17 protein-coding genes and 1 tRNA gene are annotated in these 15634 nt (G+C 37.4%); 12 read left to right on the top strand and 6 right to left on the bottom strand.

The genetic code is table 11. The features are described from left to right. Positions 1-325 precede the first annotated feature (325 nt). Both ON09_RS16265 and ON09_RS16260 read left to right on the top strand, forming a co-directional pair. A complete protein-coding gene (locus ON09_RS16265; protein ID WP_010602123.1) occupies positions 326-889 on the top strand; it encodes a Crp/Fnr family transcriptional regulator in 564 nt (187 codons plus the stop codon). Between the two features lie 92 nt (positions 890-981). Continuing rightward, on the top strand, positions 982-1371 hold the full coding sequence (locus ON09_RS16260; protein WP_010602122.1) for a RidA family protein: 390 nt from the start codon (positions 982-984) through the stop codon (positions 1369-1371). A gap of 904 nt (positions 1372-2275) precedes the next feature. On the opposite strand, the gene ON09_RS16255 is transcribed toward ON09_RS16260, so the two are convergent. The 3 genes from ON09_RS16255 to ON09_RS16245 all read right to left on the bottom strand — a co-directional run bounded on the left by ON09_RS16255 (position 2276) and on the right by ON09_RS16245 (position 4372). Further along, complete coding sequence (locus ON09_RS16255; protein ID WP_010602121.1) at positions 2276-2884, bottom strand: GIN domain-containing protein; 609 nt, start codon at positions 2882-2884, stop codon at positions 2276-2278. A 482-nt stretch (positions 2885-3366) separates the two neighbouring features. Beyond that, a tRNA-Arg gene (locus ON09_RS16250) sits at positions 3367-3438 on the bottom strand. 499 nt (positions 3439-3937) lie between these two features. Beyond that, positions 3938-4372, bottom strand: coding sequence for a hypothetical protein (locus ON09_RS16245; RefSeq protein ID WP_010602120.1), 435 nt, complete (start codon positions 4370-4372; stop codon positions 3938-3940). A gap of 539 nt (positions 4373-4911) precedes the next feature. Here ON09_RS16245 and ON09_RS16240 point away from each other — a divergent pair. Beyond that, entirely contained in the window at positions 4912-5103 is a 192-nt protein-coding gene (locus ON09_RS16240; RefSeq protein ID WP_039842628.1) for a hypothetical protein, read from the top strand. Positions 5104-5194: 91 nt separating this feature from the next. Here the strand turns inward: ON09_RS16240 and ON09_RS16235 are convergent, their stop codons facing one another. Continuing rightward, positions 5195-5632 (bottom strand): hypothetical protein, encoded by a 438-nt coding sequence (locus tag ON09_RS16235; protein WP_157258984.1) that lies wholly within the window; start codon positions 5630-5632, stop codon positions 5195-5197. 253 nt (positions 5633-5885) lie between these two features. Between ON09_RS16235 and ON09_RS16230 the strand changes: the two genes are divergently transcribed. The 7 genes from ON09_RS16230 to ON09_RS16200 all read left to right on the top strand — a co-directional run bounded on the left by ON09_RS16230 (position 5886) and on the right by ON09_RS16200 (position 10732). Beyond that, positions 5886-6569 (top strand): hypothetical protein, encoded by a 684-nt coding sequence (locus tag ON09_RS16230; RefSeq protein ID WP_010602118.1) that lies wholly within the window; start codon positions 5886-5888, stop codon positions 6567-6569. Between the two features lie 245 nt (positions 6570-6814). Then, positions 6815-7144, top strand: a complete 330-nt coding sequence (locus ON09_RS24340; protein ID WP_010602117.1) for a hypothetical protein — start codon at positions 6815-6817, stop codon at positions 7142-7144. A gap of 264 nt (positions 7145-7408) precedes the next feature. Next, the gene (locus ON09_RS16220; protein WP_010602116.1) at positions 7409-8461 is read left to right on the top strand and encodes a GTP pyrophosphokinase; all 1053 of its coding nucleotides are present in this window, start codon (positions 7409-7411) and stop codon (positions 8459-8461) included. A 320-nt stretch (positions 8462-8781) separates the two neighbouring features. Next, positions 8782-9078 carry a JAB domain-containing protein gene (locus ON09_RS16215; RefSeq protein WP_010602115.1) on the top strand — a complete coding sequence of 99 codons (297 nt, stop codon included), beginning with the start codon at positions 8782-8784 and terminating at the stop codon, positions 9076-9078. A gap of 209 nt (positions 9079-9287) precedes the next feature. Continuing rightward, entirely contained in the window at positions 9288-9701 is a 414-nt protein-coding gene (locus tag ON09_RS16210) for a hypothetical protein (protein ID WP_010602114.1), read from the top strand. A gap of 178 nt (positions 9702-9879) precedes the next feature. Beyond that, positions 9880-10197 carry a hypothetical protein gene (locus tag ON09_RS16205; RefSeq protein WP_010602113.1) on the top strand — a complete coding sequence of 106 codons (318 nt, stop codon included), beginning with the start codon at positions 9880-9882 and terminating at the stop codon, positions 10195-10197. A gap of 142 nt (positions 10198-10339) precedes the next feature. Further along, positions 10340-10732, top strand: coding sequence for a VOC family protein (locus ON09_RS16200; RefSeq protein WP_010602112.1), 393 nt, complete (start codon positions 10340-10342; stop codon positions 10730-10732). 554 nt (positions 10733-11286) lie between these two features. On the opposite strand, the gene ON09_RS16185 is transcribed toward ON09_RS16200, so the two are convergent. Both ON09_RS16185 and metG read right to left on the bottom strand, forming a co-directional pair. Then, positions 11287-11889: an FMN-dependent NADH-azoreductase gene (locus tag ON09_RS16185; RefSeq protein WP_010602109.1), complete on the bottom strand. Its 603-nt coding sequence runs from the start codon at positions 11887-11889 to the stop codon at positions 11287-11289. Between the two features lie 265 nt (positions 11890-12154). Next, positions 12155-14263 (bottom strand): methionine--tRNA ligase, encoded by a 2109-nt coding sequence (gene metG, locus ON09_RS16180; protein WP_029204392.1) that lies wholly within the window; start codon positions 14261-14263, stop codon positions 12155-12157. Positions 14264-14303: 40 nt separating this feature from the next. Between metG and ON09_RS16175 the strand changes: the two genes are divergently transcribed. Together ON09_RS16175 and ON09_RS16170 are read left to right on the top strand one after the other, a co-directional pair. Further along, on the top strand, positions 14304-15203 hold the full coding sequence (locus ON09_RS16175) for a S66 peptidase family protein (RefSeq protein WP_010602107.1): 900 nt from the start codon (positions 14304-14306) through the stop codon (positions 15201-15203). A 1-nt stretch (position 15204) separates the two neighbouring features. Beyond that, positions 15205-15612: a DoxX family protein gene (locus ON09_RS16170; protein WP_010602106.1), complete on the top strand. Its 408-nt coding sequence runs from the start codon at positions 15205-15207 to the stop codon at positions 15610-15612. The last annotated feature ends 22 nt before the right edge of the window (positions 15613-15634 follow it).

Raw genomic sequence — 15634 nt, 5'->3', positions numbered from 1 at the left:
ACGTACACACGATGAATGGTAGCAATCGCTTCCTGTTCATCTGCAGGGCCATACATGTGGCCATCTTCAAAACCCGTCATGCCCATACAACCCAAACCCATATTCGAAACAACCAATCCCTGGCTGCCCAATGTTATTTTTTTTATTTCCATAATCCTGATGTTTTAATGATTCAAAATTCGGCAACATCCTTTCGTCAACTGTATGCAAAACCACGAAATATGTTTGCAAAACGAGGGTAATAAAAAGAAGGAAATCATATCGGCAACTTCCATTTAACACCTGTTTTATCAAAGCAAAATGTAAATTCGCAATGGATTGAATCATGTACGAAACATTACGAAAACATATAGAAAAGACTGTTAGCTTAAGTGATGAGGAATTTGCATGGGTAAAAAGTCACTTTTCAATTAAAAAATACAAAAGGCACCAATTTATCATTCAGGAAGGAGAAACGGTTGGCTACTCCTATTTTATCGTTTCTGGCTTAACAAAACTCGTTCACCATGATGTTTCAGGAAAGAGCCATATCATTGCCTTTGCGATGGAAGATTGGTGGGAAAGTGATTTCTTTGCCTACCTGACGCAAACAAGAGCAACTTTATCCCTGGAATGTATTGAGGATACGGAAGTGCTTTGCATCTCTTTGGCCAATTACCGTAAGCTTTGTGCTAATTTACAGAAAGTGGAAGCCTTTTTCCTGGAGAAAGCGCACTTTGGTAATATTGCAGCGCAACGGAGAATTTTATCGCTGCTTACTTCCAATGCAAAAGAACGCTATTTGCAATTGCTAAAACAATATCCGCAATTGGTACAACGGGTTCCGAAATCATTACTTGCAGCATACCTCGGTGTTTCCAGAGAAACGCTCAGCCGGTTTTCCAATTGATGTGACAAACCGCACATTGAAATCGTGATCAATGTCAACATGAAAATGTTTTCGAATCTTCAACTTTGTAGCTCACAATCAAAAGATATACAATGGAAACAAGATCGATCAATCCATGGAAATGGCAGGACCAGAGAAATTACGTACAGGCAGTAGAAGTAAAGCAAGTAGCCGGAACCTTGTATTGTTCAGGGCAAACAGCCATCAGTGCAGATGGGATTTCGAGCGATGCGGATATGGACACTCAATTAACCGAAGCGATTGAAAACCTGGAAAAACTAATTACTGAAGCAGGTTATGAATGTAAAAACACAGTGCGATTAAATGTTTACCATACCGATACAGCAGCGTTTTTTGAAAGCTTTCACATTTTGCAAGCATGGATCATGAAACATAATATCAAACAGGCTACCACAGTTTTAGAAGTTAACACCCTTTTTGAAACACTAAAAGTGGAGCTGGAGGCAACTGTTGTAAAATAGAGGAAAGGTATAATAACAACATAAAGCTTGCTTACCAATAGCAAAGCTGATTCCTTGTTGGAAAGGGTTAAGCAACAACAGCTGCTGGTGAGGCAGCTGTTGTTTGTAATCTCAGATGATAAAATGTATCTCCTAGGCATCAAAACTTTCCGTCATTGCGAGGAGGAACGACGCGGCTAGCTGCCGATTTACGGGACGCGTCAAGTTCGCAAATCCCTCCAACCGATCTGTCATCCTGAGCTTGTCGAAGGACAAACCCACCATCAAAACCTCACTCCGTCATGGCGAGGAGGAATGACGAGGCAATCTACCCGTTTATGAGATCCGTCCAATTTGCAAATCCCATATAACGTGTCCTGACTATCAGGTTCGATTTTTGTTTTCGCCTCATCGGCGGCAGCCTCCTTCTTTGTTCTTGATAACAAAGAAGCAAAAAACCGAGCATTTCTGCGAGCTCATGAATGCAAGTAAAACAAAAACAACTAATGAATAATCAAGGCCTGGATCTGATGTCGAATAAAATCATCAAAGCTTTTATAGCGGCATCACAAGTCCCGACGAAAAGTCGGGAAAAACGCGATGCCTTAGGCAAGATGATATGGAAGTTTTTGCGAAAGCTTTAATGTTTTCTTTTTCCATCATCTCCGAAGCCGGAAACTATTTCTAGAACCCTTCCATCATGGCGAGAAGAAACGACGCGGCAATCTACCCGTTTACGAGATCCGTCCAATTCGAAAATCCCTCCACCCGATCTGTCATCCTGAGCTTGTCGAAGGACAAACCCACCACTAAAACCCCATCCGTCATTGCGAGGAGGAACGACGCGGCAATCCTTATCAATAATTTAGCGACAAAAAAAGCTGCCATTAGAGGGCAGCTTCAACATATTCAGGATCTGAATGAATTATTTTGCCAGGCTCATCGCAACTTTGTCTGCTGCAATCACTTCATCGGCAATGAACGATTCTGATTTGCGGCTGGCGAAATCGCTCAGTTTCACGTTTTTCATATTACTGGCAATCATCGTACTTTCTACTGCTGTACCATTCAATTTCAATACCGCGTCTTCTTTAACCACCGTGTACAAACTCGCAGTAGTCGTTTTGATTTTTGCCGTAGCATTTTGGTTCAAAAACAACTGAAGGTGTTTGACATCGAAATTATTGCTGGTTACCACTACCGATTGACCGTATGCTTCTACACGCTGCAAATCTTTAACCGTAATGTTCAGTGTTACCTGTTGCGATTCCATCGAGTTGATGTAAAGCGTTTGTCCATTGCTGATTACCGAAGTTTTAGTAGCATCATAATTTTCAGAACCTTTGATACTTTCCTGATCACCCTGGGTTAACACCACTTTTACGTTACCACTTACCCAAATGCGGTTTATGTTTTTAACCGATGAAGTTTTGGCCAGCGGAGCTGAATCAGCTGCAAAAGTAGTGGCTACTGAAGAAGCAAATAATACTGCTGTTAATGCTGTTGCGAATAATGTTTTGGCTAATGTTTTCATGACTTTATATTTTAAGTTTCTTAATGTTTTCTGATAATAAGACGACACCAAGCCCAAAACGTTGCAGGCAAAAATGCGGTATTATACCAGTAGTAAGAGCCTATAGACCAACGCCTGTAATTTCTCGACGAAAAAGTGTTGGTAAGGTCAACCCATAGGCATCAAAATCCCGTTCCGTCATGGCGAGGAGGAACGACGCGGCAATCTACCCGTTTACGAGACGCATACAACTCGCAAATCCCTCCAACCATCTGTCATCCTGAGCTTGTCGAAGGACAAACCCACCATCAAAAGCCGCCCGTCATTAAAAAAGTAATTTTAAACCTGCACAATAAGGATCGCAATTTGTCGTATAATATAGGAGAGCGTTAATTTAGATAAACGGGGATCGTCTGAAAAGATGGTTCCCGTTTTCATTTTAAACGCTTGATACAATAAAGCCCTTTAATGCGTTTAAAGGGCTTCTGTTTTAATCTGAAAAGTGGTCCCGACGAGAATCGAACTCATATCTAAAGTTTAGGAAACTTCTATTCTATCCGTTGAACTACGGGACCGTTTTGATGTGCGCAAATGTAATAAAGCACAACATATTGATTAACAATAAATTAAAGCTTAACATCAGCCAACAAGCCTTGTTAATATTATTTTATTTGCTGCAAATATATCAATTTATATCAGAAGTTTCCTATCAATTTGACTGATCTGATGCCTCAAAATACTGTCTTTAAACGATCTACAGCGCAACTGCAAATAAACCCATTGCCTCAAATTTATCAACCCTTATAAAACTACAATTTGAAGAAATATCTTTACTAACCAGCCTGCCACCAGATGTAAAACTTAATAACCTCACCGATGTTTATTTGTTCATTGGCGAAGTCCAAAAGAATCATGGGATCATTTAGCGGGCAGAGAAGGTTACGTGGTTATAAGTAAATCAGAAAAACGACAGGGCGACTTTATAATGACTACTAGTAGTTAATGGCATTCTAAACCTATTCCGCTCACTAACGGCGGCGTGAGTGAGGAAGGCTCATTTGATTAATAAGGGAATCATAAGGGTAAAACTGTAACATTTGCTTTAGCCGTTGCTATACCAGTTTTAAAAAAAAGCCGAAGAGAATAACTAATTGATTCATTAGCAATCATTTTAAGGCAAAATAATGTTAAAGTTTCTCCGTCGAGCCTAAGCACATGATCGCGATTATTTGACTCATCAATCATTATTTTATAATCTAAATCTCTCATTGCATAATCCACACATGCTGTGTAGTATGTTTCGAACGTTGTTTTATAAGTCACCATATTAATTGTATTCTCCTCAAATCCTAACATCAACACTTCACCTATAGCACTATAAAGCAGTCCATTAATTTGTTTTTCCTTATAGTCGAATCCTAACTCATCAATAAAGCTTTCAACCTCACCAAATGACTGCATCATCATGCATTCCCATAAAAATTGCGGTTGTTGTAATTTGCCATTCATAAGCTAAATCTACTTAATTTCTTTATCACAAAGGAATAAGCATCCTGATACCCCCTTTCTCATTTGGTGGCTTACGTGAGAAGGTAAGGGTTTAATCTTTATGGGGTGCTTTAGATACTGTATTGCATTTTTATGAGGGGCAATGCTTTGCTTTTCTGTCAGTGGTTCTTAGGAAAAGACTGTAGGTTAAGGAAGAAAGATCGGTATTCGGCAAGACTAAGCTCACGAAAAACAACACGCCATAATTTCATTCTGTCATGGTTTTTCTTTTGAGCAAGCGGTTGCCTCATGAATGCTTTCTCTATCTTTATCTAGGATTTTGCTTCGCTACATCCTGGATGAATCTAATCGCATTCCACTTTTCAGCTCACCTGCGTAATCGAAAATGCTTCACGACTATCATGATATTTATTCAAATATCTCGCCAGTCGCTTGTGTTAAAACATAGATCGAACCTCGCTGTTTAACAGCTCCCTGTTCTCACACATTTTCTCAGTTCGCAGGCGGTGAGCCAACTATAAATGCCATATTTGGTTCTAATGAAATCATCAATAGTAAACGCATTGATATCAATTTCAGCCCTGTTTTTAATAGCATTGGGTTTTTACTGTTTATCAAACGTATGGACGGTTGCCAATGGAAACGGGACATTATATTTAATTAGTGGTTTTATAGCTGGTGGAACTGGAGTCGGTCTGTTTATTTATCTAATTACAGCCGCGAAGGACTAAGGAATAAAACATAACGTTGCATCGTTCTTCGAACTTTACTGCAACGACTGTCGCTCAATACGCAAGCGGTACGCATTCTTTATAAAAGCTATTAGTTTATTCTTTTCAAGTCCAACTTGATCAACACATGATCTACTTCTATTTTGTTGCCATTAACATAATACAGCGGGCTCATCGCATGGGTGATATCGCCTGTTAGCGACAAAGAGCCATCTTCTTCTTTTACAACATTCCAGTTATTGACTAAATAAATACCTTTCCCTCCTAAACTAAGATTGATGTCTTTGCCATATTTATTTGAGGTGAAAGGAATTGTAATAGTTGCATTATTATATGAATCCAGGATACTTACATTATCTCCATCAAAGATTAATTTAATCTGGACATCAGACTCGGGAATATAAGGAGTGATTTGGTGGTTATTGGAATCGAAATAAGCTTTGCTGTATCCATTGCTAATCCATTTCCCTTGAAGCGTCAAATCTGGCCTATCCTTTTTGCAGCTCACCATCACAAGGGCTATTAACATAACTGTAAAAATGTTTCTCATATTATATAGTAAGCAGCAATTATAGCAAACCAGCTGAACAAATCGGTGCATAATTGACAAATTAACAATTTGATAACATCGCGAATCGCTTGTGTAAAACATAGATCGGATCCCTTTACTCTGCAACTATTATCCTCATACGTTTTCTCAGTTCGCAGGCGGTTCGCATTAAACGTTAATTCACTATATTACACAACAACTTCTTAAACGTATAAAAAAATATAAACCAAACATGGAAAAAGATATTAATGATTCAACAATTGGAGATGTCGCTTATTCAACGGTAAGGGGTGCAATTAATATGATACCAGTTATTGGGCCTCTAGCCGCAGAATTATTTAATACGGTTGTAACTCCACCATTAGATAGGCGCAGGGCGGAATGGATGAATGATATTGCGGAAAGGCTAAAAAACCTTGAAGAATCTAGTGCACTAAATCTAGATGATTTAGCAAATAACGAACAGTTCATAGACACAATAATTCAAGCAACGAATTTAGCTATAAGAACCAGCGAAGAAGACAAATTAAATGCATTTAAAAATGCAGTAATTAACACCGCATTACATCATTCTCCCGATAAAACTAAATCTCATATTTTTCTTACTCAATTAAATAATTTCACAACCTGGCACATAACTATATTAAAATACTTGGACGATCCAAAAGAGTGGTTTACGATTAATAACATGGTGCCACAAAATTTGATGATGGGGTCAATTAGTAGCCATCTCTTGAAAGCATTCGATCAACTACAAGGCAATTTAGATTTATTGAACATTATATGGCAGGACCTTAACTCTGCAGGATTTATAAATACCAGTAATTTTAGTACAATGATGAGTGGGGATGGTACTTTAAGCAGGAGGACAACTGAAATGGGGAGAGAATTCCTAAACTTTATAACGGAATCTTAATCTAATTCCTCTATTTTTAAAAGAGCAAAAGGTTAAAACATTCCTATTTATAAATATCCAGAACTAAAACCTTCCCCTTAAAATAAAGGAATTAATCATTTTTTTGGATATTACTTAATAAATCTCAAACATCAATCTCATTACGGTTTCCCTTACTTTCCATCCATAGTAATAAGTTACATTCACAAATGTAACAGGGAAGCCGAAAACTGCATTTTGGAAGAGTAGGCATTAAATTATTCGAAATGAAAAAATTATTATTTTTAGCATTAGTGTCTTTTGGATTTACAGCATCAGCACAGACTACAAGATCTACAGCTGGCTACTACAAACCAAGCACACAAACTTACGTGAAGCCTTATGTAAGCACTACTCCGAACAATACAAATCGTGATAATTTCTCAACAACAGGAAATTCAAATCCTTACACAGGAACTTCTGGTACACGTGCTCAAGATTATACTCCAGCAGCTAACAATTATGGATCTGGAAAAGCAATTCAAACTGGTTCACGTGGTGGTCAATACTACATTAATAATAGCGGAAATAAAACTTACGTTCCAAAACGTTATTAATCATAATTTAGAGAAAGTTTCAAAGGAAACTTTCTCCTCCCGCACAAGTGATCTGGTAACTTTGCAACTATTGATTATCACACTTACTCTATTCGCAAACTGTGAGCCTAATTTAGCAATTCAACTAAATCTGAAGTGATATGTCATAAGAGATAAACATCTATTTAATGATTTATAGAATTTTAAATACATTTAACCTCTGTAATCTCAAGATATTACTGATTATCTTCAGAAAATTTAAAATAGATAAATCCTTTCAATATAATGAAAAGCTCCCAAGAGTATGTAAATGACTATATATCCAGTAAACACAACTACGATTTACTTGGAATAAAAATCCGTAACATAATTGAAGAAAATCTAAATTTAATTAATTTAAAACCTCACGGGTTAGCTTATCGCGTTAAGACCCCAGAAAGTTTTAAGAAAAAGATAAAACTAAAGAATTATTCCGACCCATTAAACGAATTAACAGATCTTTTGGGGATTAGGATTATTGCCTACGTAGAGGACGATGTAACAACAATTTGTAATCTTACAAGAAGTTTATTTGAAATCGATGAACAAAGAAGTGTTAATAAAAATGAAGAGCTAGGCGAAGATAGAGTGGGTTACAAATCAGTTCATTTAATTTGCAAATTAAACAATGAAAGAGCTAGCCTACCAGAAAATGAAAAGTATAGACAATTAGCCTTTGAAATACAAGTCCGTACTATCTTACAGCATTCTTGGGCGGAAATTGAACATGACAAAAATTACAAATTTTCTGGTGTTCTACCAAAGGAAATTAAACGCCGACTAATGGTTTTATCTGGAGCATTAGAGCTTATTGATAGGGAGTTTAATCAACTATCCAAAGAAATTGATTCCTATGCGAACAAAGTGAAAATTGACACAGAAATTGGAGAACTTGATACACCTATAAATTCCATATCTCTTGAAGAATACCTCAACGTTAAGTTTGCTGATCTTGTAACAGAAATCAATATGGAACCACATTTCAATGGAGCTGATGAGCAAATTCTTAGAGAACTAAAAAACTATGGCATAAAAACTTTAAAAGATTTAGACAACATAATTCCTGAAAAGTTTATTGCGAGCATGATTAACATTTATAGGGGTCTTTATACAAATTATCTTGGGGCATTGAGAGATATCATGATCATAAATGATATTGATAAATATTACGAATCTAGTTTCCATTATAATTTTACATTAACTCCACAAAATTTTCCGCTTTTCAAAATTTTCAAAGTTGATCTTGATAGAGTTCCTATTGACTATATTAGTTATGAAGAAGACGAAGATCATATTTAAATAATTTAATCAATTCTTTAACAAAGAAAAGCCTATACCCTCAACACATTTCAAGAAATTCCGGCATAAACGCTCTACCCATATCACAACCCATTTATTCCGTTGCTTCTTGATTTAATTGAGTTGAAAGCTTGCTCACGTACCATAATTAATTAAATATTTTATGGTACAAAAAACATTTAAAGTAGCTGAAGTACAAGTAAGCTACAAGCCAGATTACAAAGCATCTGAAAGGCCTAAGATCAGTTCATCTAAGCAAGCTTATGATTTGCTAATGCCAATGGGACTTAGGGAAAATAGAGCTCTTAGAACAGAGTAAAATGATTCTGTTAAACAGACAGAACAGGGTTCTAGGATTAATTGACATTTCAACTGGTGGTGTAAGTGGAACTATACTTGATCCTAAAATAATATTTTCAATTGCATTAAAAGCTAATACATCAGCTATTATATTATGCCATAACCATCCAAGTGGAAATATTCAACCTAGCCAATCTGATATCAGATTAACTAATCAATTGAAAGAGGGTGGTAAATTATTAGAAATTTTAGTTTGGGATCATTTGATTATAACTAATGAAAATTATTACAGTTTTGCTGATGATGGCATGATGTAAAAATTATTAGCTTGGGCTAATCGCCCAGGCTAATTAAATTTAATTTAAAAATGCCCTTAATAAAAGTAAAGGGAATTATCGCTTGCTTTTTTATGAGGGCTATCTTCAACATGTTCTTATTAGATTTTTATATCCAAAAAAAATAATACTTCCCCTTAAATAAAGAAATAGGATAAATTTCTGGATATTTATTTTAACAAATAGAAATTATGCCTAAAAAGACTATCGATTTACCTTCTGTTTCAGCTATTGAGGGCTTAATTTTTCCTGACAAATTTCCAGAAATAACTAATGTAAATTATGACTTAATATCATTGGAAATAATGCTGTTATTTGAATGGCAACGGCAATTGAAGATAACTTTTAAAAATGTCATTGGCTTTAGAGTATTGGACGAAGGTAACTTATTAGAATTCTGGATTAATGAAGTAAGAGTACCTGGTTGGTTATGGGATGTTCAAGCTGGTGGTTGGTTTGATTTGGAAAAGGAACGTGGTGGGTTTGTTGAAGGATATCATGATTATCCTGAACGTAAAGAATATTTGGTCATAGGAATAGACGATTGTGTGAGCATTCTTACTACTAGTGAGCCAGACTTCCTATCACTAGAAATTGATGAATGAAAAATACGCCAAGGGTGCATAAATATATTTATTTTCATTTCCTACAGCGGTGTAGCACACGTAGATTAAGCAAAATTATAAAGACAAAACAAAAACTGGTTTGAAAATAGGTTAACATTAAATACTTGAATATTCCAAAACCAGAAACCTTCAATTAAATATAAAAATTGATTAGTTTTTGGATATTCTACTTTCGAATAAAATAATATCTTGCTCAATTAAATTAACCATTGATAATTGCAATCGTATTTCTTCCAGAATTTCAAAAGAAAATAATACAAATGACTTTTTTGTTTATTCTAAAAATGTATCGAATAAAGATATAATTGAAGATAAGAAAACATTCATTTTAGATTCAGGTTTTTTTGCCAAAAATATTTTCACTTTACAAGAAAATTGTAGGGCATTCTTTATACTTAAACCCAATGGTGAATATCTTAAAAATTATGGATCTGACTATTATTCAGAAGTAGAGAAATTCCTCAAAGAAAAATGAAAAAACCTTGGTGGCAAAAGGGAGCGGATCAAGAGCAAGGATAAAAGCTAGTTGAACTTTAGTGTTTATATCAACCTCAGGCTGGAAAACAAAGTGATTTACCTAGATGTTATTTATGGTAATTTAACTAAATATTTCTCTGATGAACACTAAAATGATTTGGGCAAACCTGGCGGTGAAAGATCTGAAACGCACTGCGAAATTTTATACAAGTCTGGGCTTTAAGCCAAATGGTAAGTTTAATGATGATTTAGTAAGTTTCTTTTTTGGTCAGGATAACTTTATCATTCACTTTTTTGTGGAAAAGCAATTTAAGACTGCCGCAAAGCTGGAAAATTCGGAACTCTATACCGGTTCGGAGATTATCTTTAGTCTGTCTGCCGAAAGCCGTGAGGAGGTTGATGCCTGGATGGAAAAAGTGAAGGAAGCCGGGGCATCTATCTATGCCGATGCAGCAGATTTTGATAAAGGTTATACGTTTGGCTTTTCAGACCCTGACGGGCACAAATTTAATTTACTTTACTGGCCATCTTAAGAGACAGATAAAGTATACAGTTTTAATCTTATGATATTAAAACCGAAACAGCGGTGAGTGAATACTTCCTGTTTGCAAATTTGTGCTTATATTGTGATGAGCATTTCTTCACAATTTTTAAACAAAGGCTTGGAAGCATCATCAAACAGCGAAATGCCCGTGGGTTTAACGGGCTGATCATCATTTTTATCCTGTACCTCGGGATGTGTTTGCTTTTGGCAAATTTTGGTAAATCAACAAAATTGGGATTCTGGGGTTCATTTGCAATTGTAATCTTGTTAACGCCATCATTTGGAGGAATGGTTGTAACGATCTTAAAAAACATAGATTTATATACAAAAAAGACTAACCTTAGTAGCTAAGATGATTGGCCAAAGGTCATCTGCCGCAATATTAAAATTTATCATTGTACACAAAAGCACTGCAGCAATCGCATCAAGCGCAAAAAAAAATCCGGCAAACTACTCAATTTGTAAAACAAATAAAGTAGCGCACCGGATATCGATTTTATCTATAAGTGTTTTTTTATGCCTCAGTCAAGACACCATAATCAATTAGGCAATAAGGATGCTTTCTATACCTTTTTCTAAGGCAGTGTCTTTCACCACTGGTATGGAAGCCCCTTCAGCCCTGAAAACGGTGACATCCGTCATGCCCAAAAACCCAAGCACACCTTTGAGGTATGGCGTAGCAAAATCATAAGCCTGCATCGGTCCGTCAGAATAAATCCCTCCTGAAGCAACGGCGAGGTAAACTTTTTTACCAGTGATTAATCCTTGTGGCCCCTGTTCGGTATATTGGAAGGTAACGCCTGCCCGGGCAATGTGATCAACCCACGCTTTTAAGGTGGAAGGCACACCGAAATTATAAAAGGGTACACCGATTACAATGATATCTGCTTCCTGAAGCTCCGCAATGGCTTCATCAGAATGTTGAATGGCCGCTAAATTTTCAGCACTTCTGCTTTCGGCAGGGGTGAAAAACGCATTGAGGTGTACTTCTTCGAGGTGGGGAAATGGATGTTGCGCAAGATTTTTTTCTTTTACAATCGATTCAGGATAAGTTTCCTGAATTTTTGATACCACTGCATTACCTAATTGAATGCTCACGGAGGCACCACCCCGGGGACTTGAAATAATATGGAGGATTTTTTTCATGTTTTCTAAATTTTATGTCCCAAATTTAGAAATACCATCCCAGCGATTTTCATCACTATCTAAAAGGTTAGTGCTATCCTTTTGGATAGCGACTGATGCTGCTCATCAATGCTTTCTAATGCTTTAAGTAAAGCGGTCAATCCCAGAAAAAAAAGAGATTGTATCAATATGAACAATCTCTTTTTTATTTTGAATATCACGTCCTCATTCCTCCGACAAGCTCAGGATGACAAACTCCTTTAATAAAAACTCCTTTAAAAAAGACCTATCTAATCACACTGCCTTCAGTAAAGCGATCAACAGGTGCTACAAAAGTGAGTTTACCTTCCGAATTTTCAGCCATTAAAATCATGCCTTGCGAAAGAATGCCTTTAATTTCACGAGGTGCCAGGTTAACAATCATGCTCACCTGTTTGCCAATGATCTCTTCTGGTTTGTAATGTTCGGCAATACCCGAAACCACAGTCCTTTCATCAATTCCGGTGTTCACCGTAAGCTTTAGTAACTTTTTAGTTTTTTCTACCTTTTCGGCTGCTACAATCGTCGCCACCCGAATATCCATGGCAGAGAAATCATCGAAATTGATATTTTCTTTTGCAGGTGTAGCGGTCGCATTGTTTACCGCATTAGCCGACTTACTCTGGTTTAATTTCTCGATCTGGAAATCAATTTCTGCATCTTCAATTTTTTCGAACAACAGCGTTGCTTCGCCAATTTGATGTCCACGTTTCAACAGGGCCACGCTTCCTGCATCATCCCAGTCGTGACCGCCATTTTGCAGCATTTTCATTAATTTCTCTGCTGTAAAAGGCAAAAACGGTTCAATTAAGATTTGAATATTCGCCGCAATCTGGAGCGCAACATGAAGAATGGTTCTTACCCGATCCTCATCCGTTTTGATTAATTTCCAGGGCTCGGTTTCGGCCAGGTATTTATTACCTAAACGGGCTACATTCATCACTTCCGATAGCGCCTCCCTAAAACGGTAGTTTTCAATAGAAGCTGATATTTTTTCAGGATAACCTGCCAATTCATCGATCACAGCCTGATCAACTGCTGTAATTTCCATACAGGTTGGCACCGCACCATTAAAATATTTATGCGTAAGCACCACCACACGGTTTACAAAATTACCTAGAATGGCTACCAACTCGTTGTTATTTCTGGCCTGGAAATCTTTCCAGGTGAAGTCGTTATCTTTTGTTTCTGGCGCTGTTGCAGTAAGCACGTAACGCAATACATCCTGTTTCCCTTCAAAGTCTCGCAGGTATTCGTTTAACCAAACTGCCCAGTTTTTAGAAGTAGAGATTTTCTGTCCTTCGAGATTCAGGAATTCATTTGCAGGCACGTTATCAGCCAAAGTATAATCACCATGGGCCATTAACATCGCCGGGAAAATAATGCAGTGGAAAACGATATTATCTTTACCAATGAAATGCACCAATTTGGTTTCGTCGCTTTTCCAGTATTCTTCCCAGCCACATTTATCGCTTTCGTAATTGTTAATGTAGTATTCTTCGGCTTTTGGATTCCAAACATCCAGTTTGGCGTAGTTGCAAAGCTCTTTTGTGGCGGAGATATAGCCTATCGGCGCATCAAACCATACGTATAATACTTTCCCTTCTGCATCACGAAGCGGTACACGCACACCCCAGTCTAAATCGCGGGTCATGGCACGTGGCTGCAAACCTGCATTTAACCAGCTCTGGCACTGGCCGTAAACGTTTGGCCGCCATTCTTTATGGCTTTCGATGTATTTCCTTAACCGTTCCTCATATTGATCTAAAGGTAAAAACCAGTTTTTGGTTTCCTTTAAGATAGGTTGATCACCAGAAAGGGTTGATTTCGGATGAATTAAATCAGTAGCATTTAGTGTAGAACCGCAATTTTCACACTGGTCGCCGTAAGCGTTTTCATTGCCACATTTAGGGCAGGTTCCGGTGATGTACCGATCGGCTAAAAATTGCTTTGCCGTTGGATCATAGTATTGCTCCGTAACTTCTTCTGTAAATATCCCTTTATCATACAACGTTTTGAAGAAATCGGATGCGGTTTGATGATGTGTTTGCGAGGATGTACGGTGATAAATATCGAAAGAAACGCCAAATTCTTTAAAAGAATCACCAATAATTTTATGGTATTTATCTACCACTTCCTGCGGCGTAATGCCTTCACGTTTGGCCTTTAAAGTAATCGGCACACCGTTTTCATCAGAGCCACAAATAAACTTTACATCACGTTTGTTCGACCTGAGGTAACGGGCGTAAATATCAGCAGGAATGTAAACACCGGCAAGATGCCCAATATGAACCGGTCCATTGGTATATGGTAGTGCTGCCGTTACGGTATATCTTTTTATTTTACTATTATCCAAAACAATTTTTATTAATTTGGCAAAGATAAGTGTTTTAAAGATGATTAAGCAGCCCCCGTATTTAAAAAAAGGAGATAAGATTGCCATAGTTTGCCCGGCGAAGAAATTACCCAAACCCATTGATCATGCGATTGGCATTTTAGAAAGCTGGGGACTGGAAGTGGTTATTGGTGAAAGTGTTTATGCCAGTCACCACCAGTTCGCCGGAACAGATCAGTTAAGAGCCCGGGATATTCAGCATTTCCTGGATGATGAATCTATTCGGGCAATCATTTGTGGCAGGGGTGGTTATGGTGCCATCCGCATTATTGATGAACTCGATTTTACTGCATTTCATCAACACCCAAAGTGGTTTGTCGGGTTTAGTGATGTCACGGTTTTACTTTCGCACCTCACCGCACAATGCCAAACACAATGTTTACATGCGCAAATGCCTTATACTTTTGATGAATCTACTCCTGAAGCCTTATCATCATTAAAAAAGGCCCTTTTTGGTGAGCAGCAAAGTTATGCGTACAGCAGTGCGTTTAAAAACCAAACCGGTGAAGCGAAAGGGATTTTAATTGGGGGCAATTTGACTTTACTAACCATGGTTCAGGGATCTGTTTCGGAGATGGATTTCGACAATAAAATTTTATTCCTGGAGGATGTGGGAGAACAGGAGTTTAGTATCGACAGGATGATGCGAATGTTGAAAAGAGCTGGTAAGCTAAAAAACCTGAGGGCTTTGATTATTGGCGCTTTTAATGAGATTGAAGAAGAAAAGATTTCTTTCGGACAAACGGCAGATCAGGTGATTTGGGAGGTAGTGAAAGATTATGGTTATCCGGTTTGTTTCAACTTCCCGACAGGCCATATTGACAATAATTTAAGTATGATTTTAGGGGCAGAGGTTGAATTAAAAGTAGAAACAAACAACGTTCAATTTAAATATTTATAACATGGCAATTTTTGAGGATTTAGGAAAATACCGCAATACAGGCTTACTGATGCTTCGCATTGGTTTGGGCGTAATGTTCATCATTCATGGTTTTCCAAAGTTAGCGGGCGGACCAGATGGCTGGACCGGACTTGGGGGCAGCATGAAAGTTGTGGGAATAGATTTTCTCCCGGTATTTTGGGGATTTATGGCGGCAGTTGCAGAAACTTTTGGTGGATTCCTGTTGATTGTTGGACTATTTTATCGTCCGGCCTGCATGCTTTTAGTTTTCACGATGGTGATTGCAGCTTTGGTTCATCTGGGTAAAGGTGACGGATTAAAAGGTGCGAGTCATGCCATTGAATTGGGCATTGTATTTTTCAGTTTGATTTTTATCGGCCCCGGAAAATATAGTGTAGATAAAAAATAGAAGTAAATGATTATAAAAAGAA

This window comes from Pedobacter agri PB92 (assembly GCF_000258495.1).
Lineage (GTDB): Bacteria > Bacteroidota > Bacteroidia > Sphingobacteriales > Sphingobacteriaceae > Pedobacter > Pedobacter agri.
Note: the sequence above shows the minus strand (reverse complement) of the source record. Positions and strands in the feature narration are given on the sequence as shown.